The following is a 26179-nucleotide window of genomic DNA, read 5'->3' as shown; positions in this document are numbered from 1 at the left end:
CCTACCCTGGAACCCGTGCGCACTCGACTGATGTCTGCGGCCCTCGCCGCTTCCACCCTGCTCCTGCTCGCCGGCTGCGCCGGTGGCACGTCGTCCGCCCCCGCCCCCGCGGCGAGCGCATCGAGCGCGAGCACCGCCTCGGGCGAGTGCTCCTACCCCGCCTCGGGACAGCCGTCCGTCGACGTGACTCCCCCCGCGGCGGGCACCGAGCGTCCCACGGGCACCGTCGACGCGACGCTCGAGACCTCGGCCGGGGCGATCCCGATGACCCTCAGCGGCGAGCGCACCCCCTGCACGGTCGAGAGCTTCGTCTCGCTGGCCCAGCAGCAGTACTTCAGCAACACCGAGTGCCACCGCCTCACCACCCAGGGCATCTTCGTCCTGCAGTGCGGTGACCCGACCGGCACGGGCCGCGGTGGCCCCGGGTACCGCTTCGCCGACGAGCTCGACGGCAGCGAGACCTACCCCGCGGGCACGGTCGCGATGGCGAACGCGGGCCCCGGCACGAACGGCTCGCAGTTCTTCCTGGTCTACGCCGACTCCCAGCTGCCCCCGGACTACACGGTGTTCGGCACGATGTCGCCCGAGGGGCTGCAGGTCGTGAAGAACATCGCCGCGGCGGGTACGGCCGGCGGCTCGCCCGACGGCGCCCCCGCCACCCCGGTGACGATCAGCGCCGTGACGATCGGCTGACGCTCCTCCCCGTCCCCTCGAGGCGCCCGATCCTCCCCCGAAGTCGGGGCTCGGCATCCCTCCGCTCTAGAATCGAGGGCATGTCCAAGGTCTTGCAGTCCCTTCCCGTCGGCGAGCGCGTCGGCATCGCCTTCTCGGGTGGTCTCGATACTTCGGTGGCCGTCGCGTGGATGCGCGACAAGGGCGCCGTCCCCTGCACCTACACGGGCGACCTCGGGCAGTACGACGAAGACGACATCGCGTCGATCCCGGGCCGCGCGACGCAGTACGGCGCCGAGGTCTCGCGCCTCGTCGACTGCAAGACGGCGCTCGTCGAAGAGGGCTTCGTCGCCCTCGCGTGCGGCGCGTTCCACATCCGCTCGGGCGGACGCACCTACTTCAACACCACGCCGCTGGGTCGCGCCGTCACCGGCACCCTGCTCGTGCGCGCGATGAAAGAAGACGGCGTCGACATCTGGGGCGACGGCTCCACCTACAAGGGCAACGACATCGAGCGGTTCTACCGCTACGGCCTGCTCGCCAACCCCGCGCTGCGCATCTACAAGCCCTGGCTCGACGCCGACTTCGTCACCGAGCTGGGCGGGCGCAAAGAGATGAGCGAGTGGCTCGTCGCGCACGACTTCCCCTACCGCGACAGCGTCGAGAAGGCGTACTCGACGGATGCCAACATCTGGGGCGCCACGCACGAGGCCAAGACCCTCGAGCACCTCGACGTCTCGCTCGAGATCGTCGAGCCGATCATGGGCGTGCGCTTCTGGGACCCCGAGGTCGAGATCGAGACCGAAGACGTCACCGTCGAGTTCGAGGCCGGTCGCCCCGTCGCGATCAACGGCACGCGTTTCGCCGACCCCGTCGAGCTCGTGCGCGAGGCCAACACCATCGGCGGCCGCCACGGTCTGGGCATGAGCGACCAGATCGAGAACCGCATCATCGAGGCCAAGTCGCGCGGCGTCTACGAGGCCCCGGGCATGGCCCTGCTGTTCCTGACCTACGAGCGCCTGGTCAACAGCATCCTGAACGAAGACACCCTCGCCACGTACCACGAGCAGGGTCGCCGCCTCGGTCGCCTCATGTACGAGGGCCGCTGGCTCGAGCCGCAGTCGCTCATGTTGCGCGAGTCGATCCAGAAGTGGGTCGGGTCGACCATCACCGGGTCGGTCACCGTGCGCCTGCGCCGCGGTGAGGACTACACGATCCTGAACACCGTGGCATCCGGAATGTCGTACTCGCCCGAGAAGCTCTCGATGGAGCGCGTGGGCGACGCCGCGTTCGGCCCGGTCGACCGCATCGGTCAGCTCACCATGCGCAATCTCGACATCGCCGACTCGCGCGCACGCCTCGAGCAGTACGCCGCGATGGGCCTGCTCGGCGGACCGACCGGCGAGCTCGTCGGCGACGTGGCCGCCGGTGGCGCGCAGGACATCATCGAGTCGGCCTCGCCGCTCGACGCGGCGGGCGAACGCCTGGCCGACGCGACGGATGCCGCGGGCGAGGGCGCCGCGTTCGACGCCGGCACCGACTGACAGACCCGTCGACGAGAGCCCGCGACGCCCCTCCGGCGCCGCGGGCTCTTTCGTGTCAGGAGGGCGCGTCGCGTGAGGGGTCAGAAATTGTCGCCGACGACGACGCCAGGCGACAAAACGTGACCCCTCACGCGCGGGGATGCTGACGCGGTGGCAGTAAGTTGCACACGAGCGTGCACTTTCGGCGTACACTGGTCACCCGTGAGTACCCCCACCCGCCGCGACGCCGTCGAGAACCGCGCCGGCATCCTCGACGCCGCGACCGCGGCCATCGGCCACGACCCGCGCGCCTCGATCGACACGATCGCCCGCCGCGCCGGCCTCTCGCGCCGCGCCCTCTACGGCCACTTCGACGACCGCAACGCCATCGTCCGCGAGGTCATCGCCGCCGGAGCGACCCGCTTCAACGCCATCGCCGCCCGCGTCGACGACCAGGACTCCCGCGTCGCGCTCGCCCGCCTGGCATCCGAACTCTGGCGCGAAGCCGCCCACGTGCAGGCCGCCGCCGCCCTTGCTCTCGACGACGCGCACCTCGCCGAGACCTCCGACGCGCTCGCCCCGCTCCGCCGCCGTATCGACCAGATCGTGCGCCGCGGGCAAGAAGCGGGAGAGCTGCGGACGGACCTTCCCGCGCCGACCCTCGCCCGCCTGCTCGAAGAGACCGGCCGCATGGTCGTCGCCCGAGTGGATGCCGGCTCCTCGACGGCCCGCTCGATCGCGGTGTGCGCGGTTCTGAGCATCGCCGGCCTGTCGTGGATCGAAGCGCGCGCCCTGCTGGAACAGCACCCCGACCTGGAGGCGCAGTGAGAATCGTCCTGACCGCCGTCGCCAAGGGTCGCGCGCAGAGCGCCCTGCCCGAGACGTCCACCGCGTATGAAACCGGCGGCGCGACCCTGGTGGTCGCCGAAACCGAGCAGCGTCCCACGGTGCTGGGCCTGGTGGCATCCGGTCGCATGAAAGTCGACAGCGGAACGGTCACGATCGACGGTCGCGCCGACGCGTCGGCCATCCGCCGACGTGTCGCCCTCGTGGACGCCCCCGTGGTGTCGGAACCCGAGTCGAACGTCACCGTGACCGGTGTCGTCGCCGAAGAGCTGATGTTCGCCGGACACGCCCCCAACCCGTTCGCCGCCGCGCGGTGGCTCGAGGGCGTCGGGCTCGAGTCGCTCGCCACCACGGCGATCGGCAACGTCGAGCCGGCCGCCCGCGTGCGTCTGCTGCTCGAGCTCGCGGCGCTCCGAAAGGACGTCGAGGGGCTCGTCCTGGTCGCCCCCGATCGCCACGGCGGAGAACCCCTCGCCTGGTGGCGGATCGCGCAGGAGTTCGCCGAGCGCGGCTACGCGGTGCTGGTGATCGCCGGCCACGCGTCGAAGACGACGATCGACGCCCTCGACGAGACGGTGGAGGCCGCCCGATGAAGATCCCGCAGATGATCACGGCCGAACTGCGCCGACTCACTTCGACGCGCATGTCGGTGATCGCGTTGATCGCGCTGCTCGCCGTGCCGATCCTGTACGGCGGCCTGTACCTCTGGGCCAACCAGGACCCCTACGGCAACCTCTCGAGCGTGCCGGTCGCTCTCGTGGTCGACGACCAGGGCGCCGACGTGAACGGTCAGCAACGCAACCTCGGCGACGAAGCCGCTGAGCAGCTGCTCGACAGCGACACCTTCGAGTGGCACCGGGTCTCGTCCGACCAGGCCGACGCCGGTCTGCAGGCGGGCGACTTCGACTTCATCGTGACGCTGCCGGCCGACTTCTCCGAGGCCGTCGCGACGCTGTCGAGCAACGCTCCTCGCCAGGCCGACATCGAGCTGCGCACCAACGACGCGAACAACTACCTCGCCTCGACGATCGGCACGCAGGCGGTGGCGAAGATCCAGGAGTCGGTGGCGAAGAAGGTCGTCAACGAGGCGGGTCTGTCGCTTCTCGACGCCCTGCACACCATCCGCGTCAAGCTCGTGGATGCCACGAACGGGGCGACCCAGCTCGTCGACGGCCTCGCGACCGCGAAGAACGGGTCGTCGCAGCTCGCGAGCGGCTCGACCACCCTCGCCGACGGCGCCGCGACCCTCGCTGACGGCAACGCGCGACTGGCGGCGGGCGCCGATCAATTGCGCGACGGAACCGCTCAGCTCCGCGACGGCTCGGCCCGTGTGGCTGACGGCGCCCAGCAGGTCGCCGGTGGAGTGGACCGCCTCGACGCCGCGGCCCGTCAGGTGGGCTCGGTCGCGGGCGATGCCGCATCGCAGCTGCCGCAGGCCCGAACGGACATCGCGAAGGCGCTGGCCGACGCCGGCCTCGACCAGTCCCGCATCGACGAGATCCTCTCGCGCCTCGACCCGGTGGGCGAGCGCCTCACGACCGCGAACTCGCGCGTGCAGGACACGGTGAAGCAGATCGATCAGCTCGACGACGGCGCCCGCCAGGTCGCCTCGGGAAGCGCCGCCCTGGCCACCGGCGCCGCCACCGCGGCCGATGGCGCATCGGCCCTCGCCGACGGCGCCGCCACCGCGGCATCCGGGGCCTCCCAGCTTCGCGACGGATCCGCTCAGCTGCGCGACGGAGCGACCCAGCTGGACGACGGCATCGGGCAGCTCTCGACCGGCGCCACCCAGCTGCGCGACGGTCTCAGCGCGGGCGTCCAGCAGATCCCCGACTCCGACGACGCCACGCGCCAGGCGCAGGCCTCGGCCATCTCGGACCCCGTAGCCGTGGGCACGAGTTCGGTCACGAAGGCGCAGAACTACGGTGCGGGGCTGGCCCCGTTCTTCGCCGCACTGGCCGGATGGATCGGCATCTACGCGTTGTTCCTCATCGTCAAGCCGGTGTCGAAGCGCGCCGTGACGGCGCTGCGCTCGCCCTTCCGCGTCACCCTCGCCGGGTGGCTCACGCCCGCGGGCCTGGGGGCCCTGCAGATGGTGGGGCTGTTCACGATCCTCGCGTTCGCGCTGCAGTTCTCGTTCGCGAACCCGTGGGCAGCGCTCGGCATCCTGCTCTTCGCCTCGGCGACGTACGCGGCGATCGTCCTCGCGCTGAACGTCTGGCTCGGGTCGGTGGGTCAGTTCCTCGGCCTCGTGCTGATGGTGCTCCAGCTCGTCACCGCCGGGGGCACCTTCCCCTGGCAGACCCTGCCCGGGCCCCTGGCGGCGCTGCACCACGTGCTGCCCATGGGCTACGTGGTGGATGCCATGCGCCAGGTCATGTACGGCGGAGACGTCTCGAGGGTCGGTCAGGACCTGCTGGTGCTGGGCGCGTGGATGGTCGGCGGCGTGCTGGTCGCGGCGATCGGCGTGACGCGCATGACGCACCACCGCACCCTGCGCGACCTGCAGCCGAGCCTGATCGGCTGAGGCGCGGGCGGGGGCGGCGCCAGGGCCCCGTGGCCGGGCGGCACCGCGACCCCTGCGCGCGCGTGGCCCCGGGGGCGGCGAAAGAGGCCCCGAGGCGGCCAAAGTGGCCCCGGGGCCACCTGCGCACACCTCGACGGACGCCTCACGCCGGCAGCCGCACCTCGAACACTGTCCGCCCCGGCACGCTGTCGACCGTGATCGAACCGCCGTGGGCGGTCACGATCGCCTGGGCGATCGAGAGGCCGAGGCCCGTGCTGCCCTCGTCGCGGTTGCGCGCGTCGTCGGCGCGGGCGAAGCGATCGAACAGGCGCTCTGCGACGCCGGGGTCGATCCCGGGTCCGGTGTCGGTCACCCGCAGCACGGCCTCGGCGCCGTCGCGCGCGAGCGAGAGCGTCACCCTGGTGCCGGGCGGGGTGTGCACCTGGGCGTTCCGCAGCAGGTTGGCGACGACCTGGCGCAGGCGGTTCTCATCGCCCGTGACCGAGATGAGGTCCTCGCTGACGTCGAGCCGCCACTCGTGCGTCGTCGCCGCCGCCTGCGCGTCGCTCACGGCGTCGACGGCGAGCAGCGTCAGCTCGACCTCTTCGCGGCGCAGGGGCTGACCGGCATCCAGGCGGGCCAGCAACAGCAGATCGTCGACGAGCGAGGCCATCCGTTGCGCCTCGGACTCGATGCGGTCGAACGAGCGCGCCTGGGTCGGCGTCATCGGGGCGTCCTCGCCCAGCGAGAGCTGCGCGTAGCCGCGGATGCTGGCCAGGGGCGTGCGCAACTCGTGACTGGCGTCCGCGATGAAGCGTCGCAGTCGATCCTCGCTGTGCTGACGCGCGGCGAGCGAGGACTGCACGTGCCCGAGCAGGTCGTTGAGCGATGCCCCGACCCTTCCCACCTCGGTGTCGGGATCGGTGTCGACGGTCGCGACACGATCGGGGATCTCGACGGCCCCCGCCCCGAGCGAGAGGGTCGACACGCGCCCGGCGACGGCGGCGACGCGGTCGAGGGGGCGAAGACTCCTGCGGACGAACACCGACAACCCGACCACCGCAGCGAGCAGGACGAGAGCGCTGACCGCCGCCAAGATGACCGTGAGCGCGGTCGTCGTGGCGCTGACGTCGGCCTCGGACTCCCCCGCGAACACGGTCGCGCCGGAGTTCTCGGCGGCGGCCACGCGGAAGGCACCGAGGTCACCGCCCAGATCGACCGTGGTCGGCTGCCGGTCGGTCGACACCGAGGAGCGCAGCAGGGCGATCTGGTCGGTCGAGAGCGACACCTGCGTGCCGTCGGAGCGCGTGTATCCCGAGCGCTGCACCGACCCGTCACCGGCGAGGACGAGCTGCAACGACCCGATCCGCCCCGCCGGACGATCGGTGTTCGACCCCGGAGGGCGCGTGGCGCCGCCGTCGCGCCCGGCGAACCCCGCCGAGAAGCTCAGGCCCTCGCGCACCTGGGCGTCGAGGCGGTCGAGAGCGAACGAGCGCAGGGCGACGATCGTGGCGATGCTCATGACGACGAAGGCCAGCGCCACCAGCACGCTCGTGCCGACGACCAGGGTGCGACGCAGCGTCCAGCGGCGGCGCGTCATGACGCCTTGATCGAGTAGCCCACGCCCCGCACGGTGTGGATCAGCGGATCGCCGAGGGTGTCGACCTTCTTGCGCAGGTACGAGATGTAGATCTCGACGACACTGCCGTCGCCCCCGAAGTCGTAGCTCCACACCTGGTCGAGGATCTGCGCCTTGCTGAGCACGCGGCGCGGGTTCTGCATCAGATAGCGGAGCAGCTCGAACTCCCTCGCGGTGAGTTTGATCGGGATGCCGCCGCGCTCGACCTCGTACGACTCCTCGTCGAGCGTGAGGTCGCCCACGCGCAGGCGGGGGTCGGCGTCGGCTGCGGCGGCGACGTGGCGGCGGGCCATTCCGCGCAGCCGGACGACGACCTCCTCGAGGTTGAAGGGCTTGGTCACGTAGTCATCGGCTCCGGCGGAGATCCCGGCGATGCGGTCCTCTACGGCATCCTTCGCCGTGAGGAACAGGACGGGGGCATCGTTGCCGGCCGCGCGGATGCGGGTCAGCAGTTCCATGCCGTCGAGCCCGGGCATCATGATGTCCAGCACGAGCAGGTCGGGGCCGAACTCGCGGATGGCTCCCAGAGCCTCGTGCCCGTTGGCGGCCGTGCGGGCCTCCCACCCCTCGTTCTGCAGGGCCATGCGCAGCAGGTCGCTCAGGTTGGCCTCGTCGTCGACGATGAGCGCGCGGACGGGGGAGCCGTCAGGGCGGGTGAGGGGGGCGGGGCGGGATGCCATGACAGCCAGCATGCCCTGTCGATGAGGCCCCCGTCACCCGGCATACGCGCTTCATAGGAACGGTGAGGGAGCGGTGAGGGTGCCGTTCCTACGGTCGGTCCGACGGCCGCACCCCGCGTCCGGAAGGAGAAGCATGTACGGCACCTACCTACGGCGCGAACTCGCCGGCCGCACCAAACAGACCGTGATCGTCGCGGTCGGCCTCGCGATCGCCATCGCGCTCGTGATCGTCGTGAACGCCCTCTCGGCCGGGGTGCGAGACGCGCAGTCGCAGGCCCTCTCGTCGGTCTACGGCGTGGGCACCGACCTGACGGTCACCGGTGCGCAGACCGAACCGGGTCAGGGCGGCGGGGCGCGCTTCGACTTCGGCGCCGGCGAGGGCGCCACCTCCGACGGTACGACCACCCTCAACCAATCGCGCCTCCTCACCGAGCGCCGTCGAGCGACCCTCGACGCGTCGACCGTCAGCACGGTGAGCGGCGTGGACGGCGTCTCGGCCGCGACCGGAGCCCTCGCTCTCACCAACACGACGTTCTCGGGTCAGGTTCCCGAGCGCCGCTCGCAGTCCGGAACCGACACCGGCACGGGCACAGCGCCCGGAAGCGGGACGGGCGAGCCCCCCGCGGGCGGGCCGACCGGCGACGGGGGCAGCGCCTTCGGCGTGGACTCGTTCAGTGTCCTCGGCGTCGACCCCTCGGCATCCGTCGGTCCGCTCTCGTCGGTCACGGTCAGCGCGGGGCGCGCCCTCGCCGCGAGCGACGCCGGCACCGACGTGGCCGTGGTCGACGCCACGTACGCGGCGAGCGCGAGCCTGAGCGTCGGCGGCACGATCGACATCGGCGGAACCGCCATGCAGATCGTGGGGATCGTCGCCTCGACCTCGGCGGACGCCGACACCGCGGCCAACGTGTATCTCCCCCTCGACGTCGCGCAGGCCCTCTCGGGCGCCGGGAACGTCGTGTCGACCGTCTACGTACAGGCGGAGTCGGCGGATGCCATCGACGCGGTGCAGTCGAAGATCTCGGCGGCTCTCCCCGACGCGACCGTGAGCTCGCAGGCGCAGCTCGCCTCGAGCGTCTCGGGATCCCTCTCGAGCGCGTCGTCGTTGATCTCGAATCTCGGAACCTGGCTGTCGGTCGTCGTGCTGCTGGTCGCGCTCGCCCTGGCCGTGCTGTTCACCATCTCGGGTGTCGCGCGGCGCACGCGGGAGTTCGGAACGCTGAAGGCGATCGGCTGGTCGAACGGCCGCATCGTGCGCCAGGTCGCGGGAGAGTCGCTCGTGCAGGGTCTCATCGGCGGCGCGGTGGGACTGCTGCTCGGGCTCGGCGGCATCCTGCTCGTCAACGTCATCGCGCCCACGGTGTCGGTCGGCTCGTCGGCCGCGGCGGGACCCGGCGGCCAGGGCGGACGCGGCGGCGGCTTCGGCCAGGCCGCGGCTCAGGCGACCGACATCGTCCTCCACGCGCCCCTCACCCCGGTGGTCATCGTCGCCGCGGTCGGGATCGCCGTCCTCGGCGGGGTCCTCGCGGGTGCCTTCGGCGGGTGGCGTGCCGCTCGTCTCAGCCCGGCCGCCGCCCTCCGTTCCGTCGCGTGAGCGGCATCCCCCATCCTCCGAAGGAGACATCATGACCCTTACCGCTCCCCCTTCCGTCACCACCGCGTACCGCCTCGAGGGCGTCACCCGCACCTACCGCCAGCGCGACCGCACGGTCCAGGCGTTGGCGGGCGTCGATCTCGAGATCGCCGCGGGCGACTTCGTCACCATCCAGGGCCCGACCGGCGGCGGCAAATCGACGCTGCTGCAGATGCTCGGCGCCCTCGACCGCCCGTCCGCCGGGTCGGTGGTGCTGGGTGACCTCGATGTCGCCGGGGCCTCGAACGCGCAGCTCGCCCGACTGCGCGCCGAGGAGATCGGCTTCGTCTTCCAGGGGTTCAACCTCATCCCCACCTTGACCGCCGCCGAGAACGTCGACATGGGGCTCGAGCCCCTCGGTCTGGATCGCGACGAACGCCGCCGCCGGGTGACCGAGGCCCTCACCCGCGTCGGGCTCGCCGACCGCGCCGACCACCGACCCGGCGAGCTCTCGGGCGGACAGCAGCAGCGCGTCGCGATCGCCCGCGCCGTCGCCAAGCAGCCGCGGGTGCTGCTCGCCGACGAGCCCACCGGCAACCTCGACGAGCGCATGCGCGACGAGATCCTCGACGTGCTCGAGGCACTGAACGCCGAGGGGCTCACCCTCATCGTGGTCACCCACGATTCGGCGGTGGCGCGCCGCGCGCGCCGTCGCCTGCGCCTCGACAAGGGGATCGTGACCGACATCACCCGCGGCTGAGCGGGTGCCTCCCGCCCGCCCCGGGCCGTGCCTGGCGCCACACGCGTGAGGGGTCAGTTTCTGTCGCCTCGGGCACCTCCCAGGCGACAGTTCTCGACCCCTCACGCGAGGAGAAGGGGCAGTGCGTCAAGGGGCACGGGCGGGATCGAGGCGGCGGAATAGGGTCGGAGCACGCCGACCGGAGGGATGCCATGGCCGCCCGCAACACGCGACTGATGCGCTGCACGCCCGACGATCTGTTCGCCGTCCTCTCGGACGGGTGGCTCTACCCGGTCTGGGTGGTCGGTGCGGCGCGCATGCGCGACGTCGACGAGCAGTGGCCGCGAGAGGGCTCGCGCATCCACCACTCCCTCGGAGTGTGGCCCGTGATGATCCACGACGAGACCGAGATCGTCGAGTGGGATCCCCCGCGCCGGATGCGGCTGAGGCCCGAGGCCGGCATCCTGGGTCGCGGCGTGATCCGCATCGACGCCCGCCCCCACGCCGGCGGCACGGCGGTCACGATCGTCGAAGAACCCGTCTCGGGAGCCGCCTCGCTTCTGCCCCGACTTGCCTGGAAGCCGATGCTCGTGGCCCGCAACCACGAGTGCCTGAACCGCCTGGCCTTCCTCGCAGAGGGGCGACGGGAAGAACGCGAGGCACGCGAACTCGACCACCGCACCTCGACACCCGACCCGGCCGAGGGCACCGCCTCACCGCAGGCGCAGGACGACGTGCGCGAAGCGGGGATCTGAGCGCGGGTCAGCTCTCGGGTCGCGATTGCGCCCCGGTGGAGCCGGGTTGCTCGGTGCTGTGGTGGAGTTCGTCGATGAAAAGGTTCTCTTCGTCGGTCGTCCGGTTGCGGTACGCGGCCCGCCCGACCATGTGCGCGGCGAGCGGCGCGGTCGCGAACTGGATGAGGATGATCGGGATGCCGAAGGCCAGGGCCTCCCACGTGCGCGTCGACAGCGCGACCGCCGCGACGATGAGCAGCACGCCCAGCACCTGCGGCTTGGTCGCCGCGTGCAGACGTGTGGGCACGTCCCGCCACCGGAGCAGTCCGATCGTCGCGGTCAGGCAGAGGATCGCGCCGAGCAGGACGAGCACGAGCGCGACCGTGTCGAGAACGTCGTCGAGGGTCATCTCGGGTTCTCCTTCCGCGCGACGAAGCGGGCCACGGCGATCGAGCCGAACACCCCGACGGCGGCGATGATGAGCATCGCCGGCAACGAGCGCGTGTGGTGGTTGATGACCATGTCGGCGCCGAGGATGCAGAGCACCTCGGTGAGCAGCACGTCGGCGGCCACGGCTCGGTCGAGGATCGACGGGCCGATGACCAGACGGATCAGCGCCAGCACGGCGGCGACGGCGAAGACGACGACGATGACGGCGACGAGGGCGGTGTTCACAGCAGGGTCCTCCCGTCGCGCGGCGTCTCGGCGCCGTGACGTGCATCGGCGTCGGACTCGGCGATCTTGGCCCGCAGCTCCTGCAACTCTTCCTTCGAGCCCACGGCACGCGTGATGCGGGCTTCCCACCCGAGCACGACGCGGCGCTGGTGTTCGGCATCCGCGTCGCTTCTGACGCCGATGGTGTGCAGGAACAGGGTGCGGTTCTCGCGGTCGACGTCGACGATGAGTGATCCCGGAATGAGGGATGCCGTGACGGCGGTGTGCGCCATGATCACGTCGTCGTCGACGCGCAGCGGGACGGCGATGATGGCGGCGCCGGGCTGACGGCGGACGTCGATCACCTGCCACGCGACGATGAGCGATCCCTTGATGACCGCGCCGAGGAAGGTGACGACGAACACGAGGCCGTACCAGAGGTTGATGCGACCTGAGAGTTCGACCGGGGGCAGGCGGAAGACGCGCGTGACGAAGACCGCCATGACCAGACCGGTGAGGAACGCCAGCCAGGTGAACTGGCCCCACAGCAGCATCCACAGAGCGACCAGCCACACCAGGAACGGCAGCTGGTGCAGGAACAGCGACACCTGCGATCGGCGGGAGGGGCTCATCCTTGACCCGCCTGTTCCTGGATCTGCACGAGGCTCACGCCGTCGGTGATGTCGACGCCCGCCCGCAGGCACATGTCGAGCAGGGGGCCTGCGAACACGGTCAGCGACACCGTGACGGCCACCATGCCGACGGTGGCGAGCGTCATGATCTTCGGCGTCGTGCGACGCTCGGTCGAGATGGTCGCGGCCGGGGCGTTGCCGAGGTAGGCGATGCGCTCGGTCGTCTCGGCGGAGTCGTCGTCTTCGCGCCAGAACGACAGGTTCCACGCGCGCATCAGGGCGTAGAGCGTGAGGATCGAGGTGACGACGCCGCCGACGATCAGCACCATCATCACGGGGGTGCCCACCTGCGCCGCCGCGTCGAACAGGGCGTACTTGCCGATGAAGCCCGAGAACGGCGGCAGACCGCCGAGGTTGATCGCCGGGATGAAGTACAGCACCGCGAGCAGGGGCGCCGCGCGCATGAGGCCCTTCACCTTGAGGATCGAGGTGCTGCCCGCCCGGCGCTCGATGAGACCGACGGCCAGGAACAGGGTCGTCTGCACGATGATGTGGTGGACGATGTAGTAGATCGTCGCCCCCACCGCGAGCGGCGTGTTGATCGCCAGCCCGAAGATCATGTAGCCGATGTGGCTCACCAGCGTGAACGACAGGATGCGCTTGAGCTCGGCCTGCGCGACGGCACCCAGGATGCCGACAATCATCGTCGACAGAGCAACCATCATCAGCAGGAAGTTGAGGTCGTTGGCGACGAAGAGCTGCGTCTCGGTGCGGATGATCGCGTACACGCCGACCTTGGTCAGCAGACCCGCGAACACCGCCGTGACGGGAGCGGGAGCCGTCGGATACGAGTCGGGCAGCCAGAACGACAGCGGGAACACCGCCGCCTTGATCGCGAAGGCGAGCAGCAGCATGAGGTGCAGGATCGTCTGCGTGTCCTGCGGGAGCAGGGCCATCCGTTCGCTGATCTGGACCATGTTGACCGTGCCGAGCGCCCCGTAGACCATGGCGATCGCCGCGAGGAACAGGATCGACGACACCAGCGAGACGACGATGTAGACGACGCCGGTGCGGATGCGCGACTCGGTACCGCCCAGGGTGATCAGCACGTACGAGGCGACGAGCAGGATCTCGAAGCCCACGTAGAGGTTGAAGAGGTCACCGGCGATGAAGGCGTTGAAGATGCCCGCGCCCAGGATCAGGTACGCCGGGTAGAAGATCGAGACCGGGGTGTCTTCGTCGTTGTCGGCCGCGCCCTGCCCGATCGAGAAGAGCAGGACCGCGAGTAGCACGATGCTCGTGACGACGACGAGAAGAGCCGCGAGCACGTCGACGTAGAGCACGATGCCGAACGGGATGTCCCACGCGGCGATCGCCACCGCGATGGGCCCGCTCGTGTCGACGGTGACGAGAAGGATCGCACCGAGCACGAGCACGGCCGCGAGGGAGGCGACCGACACGACGATCTGCGTCTTCTTGCGCCGACCGAAGATGAGGTTGATCGCGGCACCGATGAGAGGGATGCCGACGAGCAGGGGCACGAGGGCGCTCACGAGCGATCACCGTCCTGGGGGTCGCGGGGGGCGTCGCTGTCGTCGTCACGCGCCGGGTCGGACTCGCGCGAGACGGCGACGCGATCGACCGGGGCGTCGTCGACGAGCTGCGACAGGTCGCCCTGGTGCAGCACGCGGATGGGCGAGGCGACGTCGCCGACGAAGTCGGTGGTGACGTCCTCGTCGTCGGAGCGGGACTCTTCGTCCATCGCGTCCTCGGGCTCGTTCGCCGTGCGGGCGCGCAGCGCCACGTCGTCCGCGTCGTCGATGACCGTGTCGGCCTGACCGAGCTGCCAGGAGCGGTAGATCAGGGCGAGCAGGAACGCCGAGATGCCGAACGTGATGACGATCGCGGTGAGCGTCAGGGCCTGGGGAAGAGCGTCGGACATGTCCGCGGCATCCGTCTGCCCGCCGTCGTAGAACGGGGCCCGGCCGGGCGCGCCCATGACGATGAGGAGCAGCAGGTTCGCGGCGTTCCCGAGCAGAAGGAAGCCGATCAGCACGCGGGTGAGGCTGCGCTCGAGCATGGCGTAGACGCCGCAGGCGAAGAGCACGGCCATGACGATGACGAGGACCAGCGAGATGGTCATGAGCTCACCACCTCCGCGTCCTCGGGGAGTTGCGATTGGCGGTCGACCTCGGCGCCGAGGCTGCGGAGCACGTCGAGCACGAGGCCGATGACGACGAGGTAGACGCCGACGTCGAAGATCGTGCTGGTGACGAACTCCCAGTGACCGATGATCGGCAGTTCGCCCTCGAAGGTGAAACTCTGCAGCGGCGCGAAGCCGAACACCATCGGAACGAGGGCGCACAGCACGGCGATCGCCATGCCCGCCCCGAGCAAGCGACCCGCGTCGGTGGGGGCGGCGGCGCCGAGCTCCCAGCGACCGCCCGCGATGTACCGCATGACCAGGCCCATACCGGCGACCAGGCCACCGGCGAACCCTCCGCCGGGCAGGTTGTGGCCCGCGAAGAGCAGGTAGAGGGACACGATCATGATCGAGTGGAAGAGCACCCGGATGATGATCTCGAGCAGGATCGAACGGTTCTCGGGCTGCACCTTCGCACCCGAGATGAGCCACGCGCGCGGAGCACCGGTCTCGCCCACGCGCTGCGCGCGCACGCCGCTGTCGGTCTCGACGAGGGGCCGGCGACGGCCGAGTCCCACCCGCGCGCGGGCGGTGCCCGATCGACGTGCGAGATTGTCGCTGCGGTTGGTGATGAAGACGAGGGATGCCACGCCGGTGGCGGCGAGGACCAGCACCGAGAGCTCGCCCATGGTGTCCCAGCCGCGGAGGTCGACGAGAGCGACGTTGACGACGTTGCGACCGTGACCGATCTCGTAGGCGAGGGGCGGCCACTCGAGCGAGACGGGGAGGTCCTGCCGCGCGCCGGTCGCCACGATCGCCACGAGGGCCATCGTGAGGCCCACGCCCGCGCCGAGCACGGCACGCGCGAGAGGGGCGACCGACTCGTTCTGCTCGCCCATGCGGGCCGGCAGACGCCGGAGCACCAGCGCGAACACCACGAGGGTCACGGTTTCGATGAGCACCTGCGTGAGGGCGAGGTCGGGGGCGCCGCTGGTGGCGAAGAGCACCACCATGCCCAGGCCCGTCACCGAGACGAGGGCGACACCGGTGTACCGCTTGCGGGCGCGGACGGCCAGGATGCCGGCGGCGATCATGATCGGTGCCGAGATCAGCTGTGCCGGCGACTGCCACGCGGCGAGCTGGGCGCGCCACTCGCTCGAGGCGAGCAGCGCCGTGCCTTCGGCGACGACGAGCACGACGAAGATCGTTCCGACGTAGAACGGCAGAGAACCGCGCTGGAAGCGGGCGGTCACCCACTCGGACGAGTGGTCGATCCCGCGCAGGGCCACGTTGTAGGCGTCGTTCGCCGTGAAGGGCAGCACGCGACGGCGCTTGTGCAGCTGCGTCTTGCGCACGACCCAGAAGATGCCGGCGCCGAGTGCGAGCGTGCCGAGCGAGATGAACAGCGCCGGCTCGAGGCCGTGCCAGAGCGCCAGGTGGTACGGGTACGCGGGAGCGGAGACGCCCGCGGTCGCTTCGGGCAGGCCGTCGGCGTAGGGCGCGAGCCAGTGGTCGACGATCGGGGCGAGGAATCCGAGCCCCAGTGACGTCGCCGCGAGGAGCACCGGCGCCGACAGGAAGCCGATCGGCGGGTCGGGCCACTCGGTGGTCTCGACGTCGCGCTTGGTCCCATACGCCCCCCACAGGAAGCGGATGCCGTACGCCGCCGTCAGCGCCGAGCCCAGCACGATGCCGATCAGAGCGACCCATCCCCACGCCGCTCCGCCTTCGGCTTCGTGCAGCAGGGCCGTCAGCGCGGTCTCTTTCGCGACGAACCCGAGAGTGGGGATGACCCCCGCCATCGAGAAGATCGCGATGAACGACGCGGTGGCCATGACCGGCGCCTGTCGGCCCAGGCCGGAGAGCTGGCCGATGTCACGGGTGTTCAGCTGACGGTCGATCACACCGACGACGAGAAAGAGACATGACTTGAACAGCGCGTGGCTGAGCAGGAGCGCGGCGCCGGCGAGAGCGGCATCCCTCGTCCCGTATCCGAGCATCACGGTGAGGAAGCCGAGCTGGCTCACCGTGCCGAAGGCGAGGATGCGCTTGAGGTCGCGCTCACGCAGAGCCTGGAACCCGCCGAGCAGCATCGTGAAGACACCGAGGGCGATGAGGGTGGGCCGCCAGAACGGCGTATCGGCGAAGCCGGGGGCGAGGCGGGCGACCAAGTAGATGCCGGCCTTGACCATGGCAGCGGCGTGCAGGTACGCACTGACCGGGGTGGGGGCGGCCATGGCCCCGGGGAGCCAGAAGTGGAACGGGAAGATCGCCGACTTGCTGAGCGCTCCCACCAGCAGCAGCAGGACGGCGATGTCGACGACGGCGCCCGTGGGCGGGTCGGCGAGGATCGTCGACAGGCTCGAGGTGCCCGCCTGGACGACGAGCAGAACCACGCCGATGAGCATGACGAGTCCGCCGAGCGTGGTGACGAGCAGCGCCTGCAGGGCGGCTCGACGGCTCGCGGAACGGCTGTGGTAGTACCCGATGAGCAGGTACGACAGCACGCTCGTCGCTTCCCACAGCATGACGAGGACGACGATGTCGTCGGTGAGGACGAGGCCGTACATGGCGCCGGCGAAGCCGAGCAGCACGGCGGAGAACTGCCCGACACCGGCGGTCTTGCCGCGGAAGTACCACCGGCAGTAGAGCATCACCAGCGCACCGACGCCGGTCACGACGAGGGTCAGCAACCAGCCGAGCACGTCCATGCGCATCGACAGCGAGACGTCGATCGCCGGAATCCAGCGATATTCCTCGAAGGGAATGTCCCCCGCGAACACCGCGGGGGCGAGGACGATAGCGTGCGCGAAAGCGAGTGCCGGGAGCACCGCCGCCACGTAGAAGGCGCGGGCACCGATGCGCGAGACGAGCCACGGCAGAAGAAGGGGCACGGCCGCGAAGGCGCCGAGGAAGATCAGCACGGTCGGGCCTCCTCGGGGTCGACGGGCGGGTGCCCGGGCTCTCGGGGTGTCGTCCCTATTCTATGCGGAGCATGAGAGTCCCAGCACCCGTCGGCTCATGTGGTACGCGGCGGAGCGGTCGTGGTCCCCTCGCGGAAGGTGCACCGCAGGTCGAGCCCCGAGGGCGTCTCGTCCTCGAGCATCGCGGCGACCGCCTCACCGGCCGCCCGACCCTTGGCGGTGGCGGGTTGGACGAGCGTGGTCAGCACGTGCGGGGCGAGGCCGTCGACGACCACGCCGTCGAATCCGGTGACGCTCACGTCATCGGGGACGCGGAGCCCCGCCTCTTCGGCCGCACGGATCACCCCGGCCGCGAGCAGATCGCTCTGCGCGATGACAGCGGTCGGGCGGTGGTCGGGATCGGCGAAGATCGCCCGACCGGCGATGGTGCCCTCGTCGATCGAACTGGTGGCGGCGGCCACCGCGGGCGCGTCGGGGAACACCGCGCGGGCTCCGGCCAGACGGTCGGCGGTCACGTCGACGCGCACCTCGGCGTCGTCGGCGATCCAGCCGCGTCGACGAGCGGTATCGGTAGGGAGGGTGACGATGACGACGTCGTGATGGCCGAGCGCCGACAGGTGGCGCGCGGCCGCGCGCTGGGCCTCGGTGTTGTCGAGCAGCACCTGCGGCACGCCCTCACCCGCGTCGCCCTCGACGACCACGACCGGGATGCCGCGGCCTCGGACGATCTCGAGCGAATCGCGCATGCGCGGGCTGCAGCCGATCAGCACGGCGGCGTCGATGGGGGCGGTGTGCAGCGAGGGTTCGCTCACCGTCTCGCCGTCGTCGCGCAGCAGCAGGAGCGCGGCGCCCAGGCGCGAGACGCCGTCGGCCAGTCCGTCCATCATGTGGGTGGTCACGGGATCGAGGAACGCGGTCCCGAGGTGCTGGTCGAAGACCACGCCGACGATGCCCGAGCGTCCGCGACGCAGCGAGGCCGCGCGCGGATCCGGTCCGGTGTAGCCCAGGCTCTCGGCGGCGGCCAGCACGCGGGCCCGGGTCGCCTGCGAGGTGGGCGTCTTGCCGCTGAACACCACCGAGGCGGTCGACGCCGAGACGCCGGCCTCACGGGCGACATCGCTGATGGTCGCGCGACGGGTGCTCACGGGCCGATCGTACCTGCCGACCGGGCGCCTTGCCGAATCGATTCGATATGCGTCGAATCGATTCGGTACAGTGTCGACATGCACTCGACGCTCACCCGATCCCAGCTCGTCCGCTGGCACATCGCGATCTGCGCCATCTTCCTCGCGAGCGGGCTCAGCATCTCCACCTGGGCGTCGCGGGTGCCCGCGATCCGCGAATCGCTCGGCATCGAGAACTCCGGCGTCGGGCTCCTGCTGTTGGGCATGGGCGTGGCATCCATCATCGGTCTGTCGATCGCCCCGGCCGTGATGGCCCGCATCGGCGCGCGCCGCGGAATGCTCGTGGCCCTGCTGCTCGTCGGCATCGGGCTCATGATCATCGGCTTCGGGGCGGACTCCCTGCAGCTCTTCGCCGTCGCCCTGGTGGGCCTCGCGCTCTTCGGATTCGGCAACGGCGCCGTCGACGTGATGATGAACGTCGAGGGAGCGGCCCTCGAGAAGGCCACCGGGCGCACGATCATGCCCTTGCTGCACGCCTTCTTCAGCTTCGGCACCGTCATCGGAGCGGGCCTCGGCTTCGTCGCGGTGAGCCTCGGCATCCCGGTGATCGCCCACTGCGTCGCGATGGGGGTCGTGATCATCGTGGTGGCCTTCGTGTCGGTCGCGAACGTGCCGCGGGCAGAGGTCGCGATGGACGCCCCCGCCGATGAGGAGCGCGCCCACTGGCGCGAGCGCCTCTCGGTGTCGCTGCAGGCCTGGCGCGAGCCGCGCACTTACACGCTCGGCGTCATCATGCTCGGCATGGCCTTCGCCGAGGGCAGCGCGAACGACTGGCTGCCCTCCGCGGTGGTCTACGGCCACGGCGCGCCCGAAGAGGCGGGGCCGGCGGTGCTGGCGGTGTTCTCCGTCGCCATGACGGTCGGCCGCATCGCGGGCGGTCCCGTCGTCGATCGCCTCGGGCGCGTGCTCGTCCTGCGGGTGCTCGCCGGCACCGCCGCCGCGGGCCTGCTGCTGTTCATCCTGGCCCCGTACGGCCCGCTCGTCTTCGTGGGCGCCGCCCTGTGGGGACTCGGCGCCTCGCTGGGCTTCCCGATCGGCATGTCCGCCGCCGCCGACGACCCCGCCAAGGCCGCCTCCCGCGTGGCCGCGGCCGCCACCATCGGCTACGTCGCCTTCCTCTGCGGTCCCCCGATCCTCGGATGGATCGGCGACCACATCGGCCTGCTGAACACCCTGCTCATCGTGGTCGGCCTGATCGTGGCATCCGGACTCTTCTCCGGCGCGGCCAAGCCGCTCGTCGCCTCCGAGAAGGCGGAGGCCGAGCCCGCGCGACGCGACGCGGCGGGGCGCAATTAGGCTGAGTGGGTGCGTCTCGTCATCGCCCGTTGCTCCGTCGATTACACCGGCCGCCTCAACGCGCATCTCCCCCTCGCCACCCGCCTGCTCGTCCACAAGAACGACGGCAGTCTGCTGGTGCACTCCGACGGCGGCTCGTACAAGCCGCTGAACTGGATGAGCCCGCCGTGCTCGCTCACCCTCGAACATCCCGACGAGGTCGACGTCGAAGACGGCGTGATCGAGCGGTGGCGCGTCACCCATGCGAAGACCGGTGATGCGCTGCTGGTGCGCATCCACGAGGTCATCCACGACACCGCCCACGACCTCGGCATCGACCCGGGCCTGATCAAGGACGGCGTCGAGGCCGACCTGCAGCGGCTGCTGGCCGAACAGGTCTCGGTGGTCGGCGAGAACCTCACCCTCGTGCGCCGCGAGTACCCCACCGCGATCGGCCCCGTCGACCTGCTCCTGCGCAACGACGACGGCAAGGGAACGGTGGCGATCGAGGTCAAGCGCCGCGGCGACATCGACGGCGTCGAGCAGCTCACGCGCTACCTCGAGCTCCTCAACCGCGACCCCCTGCTGGCGCCCGTCACGGGCGTCTACGCCGCGCAGGAGATCAAGCCGCAGGCCCGCGTCCTCGCCACCGATCGCGGCATCCGGTGCCTGGTCCTCGACTACGACGAGATGAAGGGCGTGCAGTCGGGCGCTCCGCGCCTGTTCTGACCGCGCCGGAGCGAGCCGGGCGGATGCCGCGCCGGTAGCGTGGACGCATGTCTGCACGCTCTCCCTTCTCCTGCGTCCTGTGGGACGTCGACGGAACCCTCGTCGACGCATCGGAGGGCATCCTCCGCCGGTTGACCATCACGCTGGAGCACTTCGGGCGGACGCCCCCGGTGCGCGGAGAGCTGTCGCGCTGGATCGGTCCGCCGATGTACGAGTCGTTCCAGGTGAACGTGGGCATGACCCCCGAGCAGGCGACCGAAGCCGTCACCTTCTACCGCGGGCTGAACAAGAGCGAGGGCTACACGGTCAGCGCGCGCCTTTACCCGGGTGTCGGCGAACTGGTGCACGAGCTGCACGCGGCGGGCATCCCGCAGTCGACGGCGAGCTCGAAGCCCGAGGTGCAGGTCGTCGCCCTCATGGACCACTTCGGTCTCGCCCCCTCCCTCGAGGCCATGGTCGGCGCCACCCTCGACGAGCGCACCCTGAGCACCAAGGCCGACGTCGTGCGCGAGGCGCTGCGCCGCCTCGAGGCCGCCGGAGCCGACACCTCGCGCCCCATCCTCATCGGCGATCGACACCACGACGTCGAGGGAGGGGCGGATGCCGGGGTGCCGGTGATCTTCGTGCGCTGGGGCTTCAGCTGGCCCCACGAGGCGGACGGCGCCCAGGCCGCCGTCGACGACGTCGACCAGCTCCGCGCCCTCCTGCTGGTCGACGACTCGTCGGAATCGGACGCCTCCGCCGGTGTCTGAGCTCGAGGGGGTGATCCCCGCGGCGGTCGCCCTCCTCGTGGCGGCCCTGGTCGTCGGGGTGATCGTGATCGCCGTGCGGTTCTCTCGTCGCTCCCCGCGGGCGCGCGCGACGGCTGCCCGGGCCGTGACCGCAGCGGGCGAGGCGCTCCTGCGTCTGGATGACGCTGTGTCCCGGCTCGACGTGGCCTTCCGCGCCGTCGATGCGATGGACGCCGCGGACGAGCCGGCCGATCTCCGCCGAGCCCGCGCGGCGGCCGTCCGGGCGCGCGACCGCGGATTCGCCGACCTCTCGCGGCTCGAGGCCGACACGGGCGTCGCGGCCCGGCGCGCCGACGACGCGCGCAGACTGCGCGCCGGGTTCGACGATCAGATCCGACGAGTCGAGCGCACTCGGGAGCAGTTGCAGGAGTGGGCGCGGGCGCACCGTACCCCGGCCGACCTCCTCGAGCTCACCCGCCGTCGACGCGACGAGCTGATCGAGACGACGGGCGACCCCGAGCCCTTGGTGACCGCTCTGCGCGATCGCTTCACGCGCGAAGACCGAGACGATGCCGAGACGGCCGCGCGGGCGGCATCCGACGCCCTCCGTGAGGTCGACGACGCCCTCGAGCGCGCGGCCTCCGAGCCCGATGGGGGCCACCTCGTCGCGGCCACCGCCGCGCTCCTGCGCGCCGAACGGCAGCTGCGCGCCGTCGAAGACGCGCATCGCATCGCCCTGCAGGCGGCCGAGAACGCGGACGCCGAACTCGTTGCCGCGCGGGCCGAGATCGAGGCGGCGACCGCGTCGGCATCCCGCCGCCCGGCCGAAGCGGCACCCGACGCCCTCGACCGTCTGCGCGCTGCGGCGCGCGACCTCGACCTGGCCGCCGCGGAGGCCGTCCGTCGGCCGCGGTGGGCGATCGCGACCGTCGCCCGGGTCCGCGAGACGCGCGACGACGCCCTCGGCGACGCGATGAGCCCCCGCGAGCGTCTCGAGGCCGCTCGTGCCGCCCTCCCCGGCACCCTCGCGTGCGCGCGCGCCGCTCTGGCCGCCGCCGAGGCACGCGGGTCCACCGCCGCGATCGGCGAACGACTGCGCCTCGAGGACGCGCGTCGGCAGCTGGCCGCGGCTCGGGCGGCGACCGATGCGGAGCAAGCCCTCGCCCACGCGCGTGCCGGGTGGCACGCCGTCTCCGATCCCGTGGCCTGAGCCGCCGCCCGCCGCACCTGCTCCCCACGGGCGGGTCGACCGTGCCCTATCGTGAGCGGCATGGCGGAGAACTCGACGTTCCGACGGGCGACGCACCTCGCGCGCCGACTACCGGCCACGCTCGTCCTGGTCGGCATCCTCGTGGTCGTCGGTGTCGCCACCGGCGCCCTCTGGAGCCCGTTCGCGGCCTCTGACGCCTTCGCCTCGCTCGCCTACGGCCTTCCCGCCCTCGAGGCCGGTCGCTGGTGGACGCCGGTCACCGGCACGTTCGTGGTCGGTGCGCCCTGGCTGTATCTCGTCGGCATCCCGACGCTCGTCGGGATGGGCTTCCTCGAGGTGCGCCGCGGCACCCGCGTCGCCGCCGCGTACTTCACCGTGGGACAGCTCTTCTCGATCTTCGCCGCGTCGCTGCTCCTCTGGGTGGCGGCCTTCCTGCCGTGGCCGTGGGCTCAGCAGCAGGCCATGGCCCTCGACGTCGGTCCGTCCGGCGGCGTCTTCGCGTGTCTCGCCGCCGCTCTCGCGCTGCTCCCCTCGCCGTGGCGCCTGCGCGGCTGGACGGTCATGATCGCGGGTCTGGCCCTCACGTTCCTCTACTACGGCTCGCTCCCCGACCTCGAGCGCGTCCTCGCCGTCGCCCTCGTGCTCGGTGTCGACCGGTCGTTGCGCCCTCAGCGCGTGAGCGTCCGCGAGCAGCGCCTGATCGCTTTCGTGGTGCTGTGCGCCCTCGGCGCGTTCGAGATCCTCGGGTACGTCGCCCCGATGACCGGTCCGTTCGGCTCGTCGGCGGCGACCTCGGGCTCGTGGATCGACGTCGCCGTCAACACGCTCGTCGTCCTCGTGGTGGCAACCGCCCTGCGCCGCGGCCGCCGCTGGGCGTGGGTCGTCGTGATGCTCTACAGCGCCCTGAACCTCTTGCTCGTGGTCCTCCTCTTCGCCGTCCTGCTCCTGGTGGGCCTCACCGGGGTCGAAGCGGATCTGGATGCCGATTTCACCAGCGTTCTGGCCTCGTCGGCGCTGTGGCTCGTGGCATCCGTGTACTTCTTCCTCGTGCGGGCCGCGTTCCGCGCCCGGCCGCGCGCGGCGCTCGGGGAAACGCCTGCGCCGACCGTAGAGGACGTGAAGAAGGAGTTGCACGCGAGCGGCGGGGGCACACTGTCGTGGATGACGACGTGGGACGGCATGTCGTACGCCCGCTTCGGCCGCGGAATCGTGGCCTACCAGCGACGCTCCGGGGTGGCCCTGGCGCTCGGGAATCCGCTCGGCCCCCCGTCCTCCCGCGATCGGACCGTCCGCTCGTTCATCGACGCCGCCGAGGCCGCGGGTCTCGCGCCGTGCTTCTTCAGCGCCGGAGACACCACGGCCGACGCCGTTCCGGGCGACTGGCGGCGCATCGTCGTCGCCGACGACACCGTGGTCGATCTTCCGGGATTGCAGTTCACCGGAAAGGCGTGGGGCGCGGTGCGCACCTCGCTCAACCGCGGCGAGCGCGAGGGCATGACGTTCCGCCTGTCGAGACTCTCGGACGAGACCTGGGGCGTGCGCCAGCAGCTTCGCGCGATCTCCGAGAGCTGGGTGGGCGATAAGGGGCTGCCCGAGATGGGCTTCACCCTGGGCACGCTGCAGGAGGCGGCCGATGCCGAGGTGCGCCTCGCGTTGGCGGTGTCACCGCAGGGCGACGTCGACGGTTTCCTGTCGTGGCTCCCGATCTACGGCAAGGGCGGGATCCGCGGGTGGACGCTCGACCTGATGCGCCGGCGCGACGGCGGTTTCGGGCCCGTGATGGAGTTCTTGATCGGTGCGTCCGCCCGGGAGTTCTCCGCGGAGGGGGCGCAGATCATGTCCCTGTCGGGTGCTCCGCTGGCGCATAAGTATCCCGCGGATGCCGGCGCCATCGCCGATCTGCAGGAGCGCATGGCCGCGATGCTCGAGCCCGTCTACGGCTTCGCCTCGCTGCACCGGTTCAAGCAGAAGTTCCACCCGCGCTACGAGACGATGTACCTGCTCTACCGCGACGAGGCGGATCTCACCCGCATCGGCGCCGCCCTCACGCGAGCGTTCCTTCCGCACGCGACGCTGGGCCAGTTCGCCGCTGCGGGGGTCGACCTCGTGCGCCACGAACGCTGAAGGCCCCGGCCAACGCGAAGAACGCGCCCGGGGCCCGACCGGCCGGAGCCGAAGAAGGTCAGAGGGGGCGGATGTTCTCCGCCTGCAGGCCCTTGGGGCCCTGGGCGACCTCGAACTCGACGCGCTGGTTCTCTTCGAGCGAGCGGTAACCGCCCGACTGGATCGCGCTGTAGTGCGCGAAGACGTCCTGGCTGCCGTCATCGGGGGCGATGAAGCCGAAGCCCTTTTCGGAGTTGAACCACTTGACCGTGCCCTGCGTGCTCATTCGTTGTGCCGTTTTCCGCTTGAGCCGGCGCCGAGCGCGCCGGTCTGTGCCTTCACGGTAACGGCCGGACTCTTCTCGCGCACGGGTCCGTGACACAAACGTTGCGCGGCGTCATACGCCGTAAGCCCATACGACGCCCGGGCTGAGCAAGCTCGAAGCCCGGGCGTCGACGGATCCCCCCGGATATGTCACGCGAGGCGTGACGGCGATCACTTTACCGGCGCAGAGGCCCGCGCGCGACACGAAAACGAAGAATCAGCAAGTTCTGGCCATGTGCTGTGGTAACCGAGGGCCGTAAAATCCGGCTGATGGATAGTCGTCGGCGTGCTTCCGCCCTCGTCGACGAGGCCTATAGGGCCCTCGGCGAGGCGATCGTCGACGGTCGGCTCCAGGCGGGTGACCGGCTGCGGGATATCGAGCTGGCGACGCTCATGGGCATATCCCGCACTCCGGTGCGGGAGGCTCTGCAGAGGCTGGAGCGCATCGGGCTGGTCGAAGTCGCGGCGAACCGGTACACCCGCGTGGCCGCCCTGACCGACCGCGCTCGCAACGACATGCGCGAGTACGCCGCGCACACGATCGCCGCCGTCCTGCACGTGGCCCTGCCCCGCTGCTCCGACGACGAACTCGTCGAAACGGCGCGCATCGTCGAAGAGCTGCATTCCGCCGAAAGCTCGCCCGAATACGTGAACGCGATGATGGCCCTGGCTTCGCACCTCGTGGCCATTTCGCGCAATGTCGTCTTCCAGAAGACCTTCGTGCAGATCGATCTCGTGCTGCGTCGCAATCTCGAGGGCTGGATGAGCGTCGACGACGGCACGCGCGACACCCTGTTCCACCATCTGCACGAGCAGATCGCCCGTCGCGACACGAACGGCGCCACGTGGACCTTCCTCGCCCTGCACGGTTTCGCCTGAGCGCACAAGAGCGGTGGCCCGCTCCCCCGCTCCCGTTAGCGTGACGCCATGCCCCACATCGAGCTGCGAGCCCTTCAGGACGACGACCGGGATGCCGCTTTCCGTGCGGTGTCGGCGAGCACCTCCGCGTGGCCGCGCGCCGCGTTCGACGATCGGGCGGCCTTCGACCGCTGGAGCGACGACGCGAAGGTCGACGCGCACGTCATCGTCGAGGACGACGTGGTGGTCGGGCTCGCCGCCGCTCTCGACATCGACGGGGAGCGCGAGATCCTGCTCGCGGTCTCGCCCTCGGCGCACGACGACGCTCCGACCGAAGCGCTGCGGCTGCTCACGTCGCACGAGGCCGAGCGTCCCCTCTACGCGTGCGTCTCCGTCGACGATCAGCCCTCGCACGCGGTCCTGGCCCGCATCGGTTTCGTCGAGCACGAGCGCGACGGCGACGACGTGGTCTACGTGTTGCCGCCGACGTTAGAGTGACG

25 protein-coding genes are annotated in these 26179 nt (G+C 70.9%); 15 read left to right on the top strand and 10 right to left on the bottom strand.

Translation table 11 applies throughout. The features are described 5' to 3' along the window. The first annotated feature begins 15 nt into the window (after positions 1–15). From ASE56_RS03975 to ASE56_RS03955, 5 genes are all read left to right on the top strand, one after another. Positions 16–693, top strand: coding sequence for a peptidylprolyl isomerase (locus ASE56_RS03975; protein ID WP_235556923.1), 678 nt, complete (start codon positions 16–18; stop codon positions 691–693). An 80-nt stretch (positions 694–773) separates the two neighbouring features. Then, positions 774–2216: an argininosuccinate synthase gene (argG, locus tag ASE56_RS03970; RefSeq protein ID WP_056225201.1), complete on the top strand. Its 1443-nt coding sequence runs from the start codon at positions 774–776 to the stop codon at positions 2214–2216. A 201-nt stretch (positions 2217–2417) separates the two neighbouring features. Continuing rightward, positions 2418–3023 carry a TetR/AcrR family transcriptional regulator gene (locus ASE56_RS03965; RefSeq protein WP_056225198.1) on the top strand — a complete coding sequence of 202 codons (606 nt, stop codon included), beginning with the start codon at positions 2418–2420 and terminating at the stop codon, positions 3021–3023. Beyond that, the gene (locus tag ASE56_RS03960) at positions 3020–3634 is read left to right on the top strand and encodes a hypothetical protein (RefSeq protein ID WP_056225196.1); all 615 of its coding nucleotides are present in this window, start codon (positions 3020–3022) and stop codon (positions 3632–3634) included. Before ASE56_RS03965 ends, ASE56_RS03960 begins: the two co-directional genes overlap by 4 nt. Next, positions 3631–5568, top strand: a complete 1938-nt coding sequence (locus ASE56_RS03955; protein ID WP_056225193.1) for a YhgE/Pip domain-containing protein — start codon at positions 3631–3633, stop codon at positions 5566–5568. The genes ASE56_RS03960 and ASE56_RS03955 overlap by 4 nt, the downstream gene beginning before the upstream one ends. A 142-nt stretch (positions 5569–5710) precedes the next feature. Here the strand turns inward: ASE56_RS03955 and ASE56_RS03950 are convergent, their stop codons facing one another. Beyond that, positions 5711–7147 (bottom strand): cell wall metabolism sensor histidine kinase WalK, encoded by a 1437-nt coding sequence (locus ASE56_RS03950; protein WP_056225190.1) that lies wholly within the window; start codon positions 7145–7147, stop codon positions 5711–5713. Next, a complete protein-coding gene (locus tag ASE56_RS03945) occupies positions 7144–7866 on the bottom strand; it encodes a response regulator transcription factor (protein WP_056228148.1) in 723 nt (240 codons plus the stop codon). The genes ASE56_RS03950 and ASE56_RS03945 overlap by 4 nt, the downstream gene beginning before the upstream one ends. A gap of 133 nt (positions 7867–7999) precedes the next feature. Here ASE56_RS03945 and ASE56_RS03940 point away from each other — a divergent pair, with 133 nt between their 5' ends. The 3 genes from ASE56_RS03940 to ASE56_RS03930 all read left to right on the top strand — a co-directional run bounded on the left by ASE56_RS03940 (position 8000) and on the right by ASE56_RS03930 (position 10933). Next, a complete protein-coding gene (locus tag ASE56_RS03940) occupies positions 8000–9460 on the top strand; it encodes an ABC transporter permease (protein WP_056225188.1) in 1461 nt (486 codons plus the stop codon). 31 nt (positions 9461–9491) lie between these two features. Further along, a complete protein-coding gene (locus ASE56_RS03935) occupies positions 9492–10199 on the top strand; it encodes an ABC transporter ATP-binding protein (RefSeq protein WP_056225185.1) in 708 nt (235 codons plus the stop codon). A 191-nt stretch (positions 10200–10390) separates the two neighbouring features. Further along, positions 10391–10933, top strand: a complete 543-nt coding sequence (locus ASE56_RS03930; protein WP_056225183.1) for an SRPBCC family protein — start codon at positions 10391–10393, stop codon at positions 10931–10933. Between the two features lie 7 nt (positions 10934–10940). Here the strand turns inward: ASE56_RS03930 and mnhG are convergent, their stop codons facing one another. The 7 genes from mnhG to ASE56_RS03895 all read right to left on the bottom strand — a co-directional run bounded on the left by mnhG (position 10941) and on the right by ASE56_RS03895 (position 18410). Further along, positions 10941–11321, bottom strand: a complete 381-nt coding sequence (gene mnhG / locus ASE56_RS03925) for a monovalent cation/H(+) antiporter subunit G (protein WP_056225180.1) — start codon at positions 11319–11321, stop codon at positions 10941–10943. Next, positions 11318–11587, bottom strand: a complete 270-nt coding sequence (locus ASE56_RS03920; RefSeq protein WP_056225177.1) for a monovalent cation/H+ antiporter complex subunit F — start codon at positions 11585–11587, stop codon at positions 11318–11320. The genes mnhG and ASE56_RS03920 overlap by 4 nt, the downstream gene beginning before the upstream one ends. Continuing rightward, the gene (locus tag ASE56_RS03915) at positions 11584–12198 is read right to left on the bottom strand and encodes a Na+/H+ antiporter subunit E (protein ID WP_056225174.1); all 615 of its coding nucleotides are present in this window, start codon (positions 12196–12198) and stop codon (positions 11584–11586) included. The genes ASE56_RS03920 and ASE56_RS03915 overlap by 4 nt, the downstream gene beginning before the upstream one ends. Beyond that, on the bottom strand, positions 12195–13751 hold the full coding sequence (locus ASE56_RS03910; protein WP_056225171.1) for a Na+/H+ antiporter subunit D: 1557 nt from the start codon (positions 13749–13751) through the stop codon (positions 12195–12197). The genes ASE56_RS03915 and ASE56_RS03910 overlap by 4 nt, the downstream gene beginning before the upstream one ends. Beyond that, a complete protein-coding gene (locus ASE56_RS03905) occupies positions 13748–14341 on the bottom strand; it encodes a Na(+)/H(+) antiporter subunit C (RefSeq protein WP_056225168.1) in 594 nt (197 codons plus the stop codon). Before ASE56_RS03905 ends, ASE56_RS03910 begins: the two co-directional genes overlap by 4 nt. Further along, entirely contained in the window at positions 14338–17265 is a 2928-nt protein-coding gene (locus tag ASE56_RS03900) for a Na+/H+ antiporter subunit A (protein WP_056225165.1), read from the bottom strand. Before ASE56_RS03900 ends, ASE56_RS03905 begins: the two co-directional genes overlap by 4 nt. Positions 17266–17360: 95 nt before the next feature. Beyond that, complete coding sequence (locus tag ASE56_RS03895) at positions 17361–18410, bottom strand: LacI family DNA-binding transcriptional regulator (protein WP_056225162.1); 1050 nt, start codon at positions 18408–18410, stop codon at positions 17361–17363. A 78-nt stretch (positions 18411–18488) separates the two neighbouring features. Between ASE56_RS03895 and ASE56_RS03890 the strand changes: the two genes are divergently transcribed. Genes ASE56_RS03890 through ASE56_RS03870 form a run of 5 tightly spaced genes read left to right on the top strand, consistent with a single transcriptional unit; the run spans position 18489 to position 24518 of the window. After that, positions 18489–19745, top strand: coding sequence for a sugar MFS transporter (locus ASE56_RS03890; protein WP_056225160.1), 1257 nt, complete (start codon positions 18489–18491; stop codon positions 19743–19745). 9 nt (positions 19746–19754) lie between these two features. Next, positions 19755–20453, top strand: coding sequence for an endonuclease NucS (gene nucS, locus ASE56_RS03885; RefSeq protein WP_056225157.1), 699 nt, complete (start codon positions 19755–19757; stop codon positions 20451–20453). 47 nt (positions 20454–20500) lie between these two features. Next, positions 20501–21205: an HAD hydrolase-like protein gene (locus tag ASE56_RS03880; protein WP_056225154.1), complete on the top strand. Its 705-nt coding sequence runs from the start codon at positions 20501–20503 to the stop codon at positions 21203–21205. Next, on the top strand, positions 21198–22394 hold the full coding sequence (locus tag ASE56_RS03875; RefSeq protein WP_056225151.1) for a hypothetical protein: 1197 nt from the start codon (positions 21198–21200) through the stop codon (positions 22392–22394). The genes ASE56_RS03880 and ASE56_RS03875 overlap by 8 nt, the downstream gene beginning before the upstream one ends. 60 nt (positions 22395–22454) lie before the next feature. After that, positions 22455–24518, top strand: coding sequence for a bifunctional lysylphosphatidylglycerol flippase/synthetase MprF (locus ASE56_RS03870; protein WP_056225148.1), 2064 nt, complete (start codon positions 22455–22457; stop codon positions 24516–24518). A 58-nt stretch (positions 24519–24576) separates the two neighbouring features. Here ASE56_RS03870 and ASE56_RS03865 read toward each other — a convergent pair whose 3' ends face one another. Next, positions 24577–24783: a cold-shock protein gene (locus tag ASE56_RS03865; RefSeq protein WP_056225145.1), complete on the bottom strand. Its 207-nt coding sequence runs from the start codon at positions 24781–24783 to the stop codon at positions 24577–24579. A gap of 308 nt (positions 24784–25091) precedes the next feature. Between ASE56_RS03865 and ASE56_RS17480 the strand changes: the two genes are divergently transcribed. Both ASE56_RS17480 and ASE56_RS03855 read left to right on the top strand, forming a co-directional pair. After that, entirely contained in the window at positions 25092–25700 is a 609-nt protein-coding gene (locus ASE56_RS17480; protein ID WP_056225143.1) for a GntR family transcriptional regulator, read from the top strand. 48 nt (positions 25701–25748) lie between these two features. Continuing rightward, positions 25749–26177, top strand: coding sequence for a GNAT family N-acetyltransferase (locus ASE56_RS03855; protein ID WP_056225139.1), 429 nt, complete (start codon positions 25749–25751; stop codon positions 26175–26177). Positions 26178–26179: the final 2 nt, after the last annotated feature.

This window comes from Microbacterium sp. Leaf203 (assembly GCF_001421275.1).
In the GTDB taxonomy this organism is placed as follows: Bacteria; Actinomycetota; Actinomycetes; order Actinomycetales; family Microbacteriaceae; genus Microbacterium; species Microbacterium testaceum_A.
Note: the sequence above shows the minus strand (reverse complement) of the source record. Positions and strands in the feature narration are given on the sequence as shown.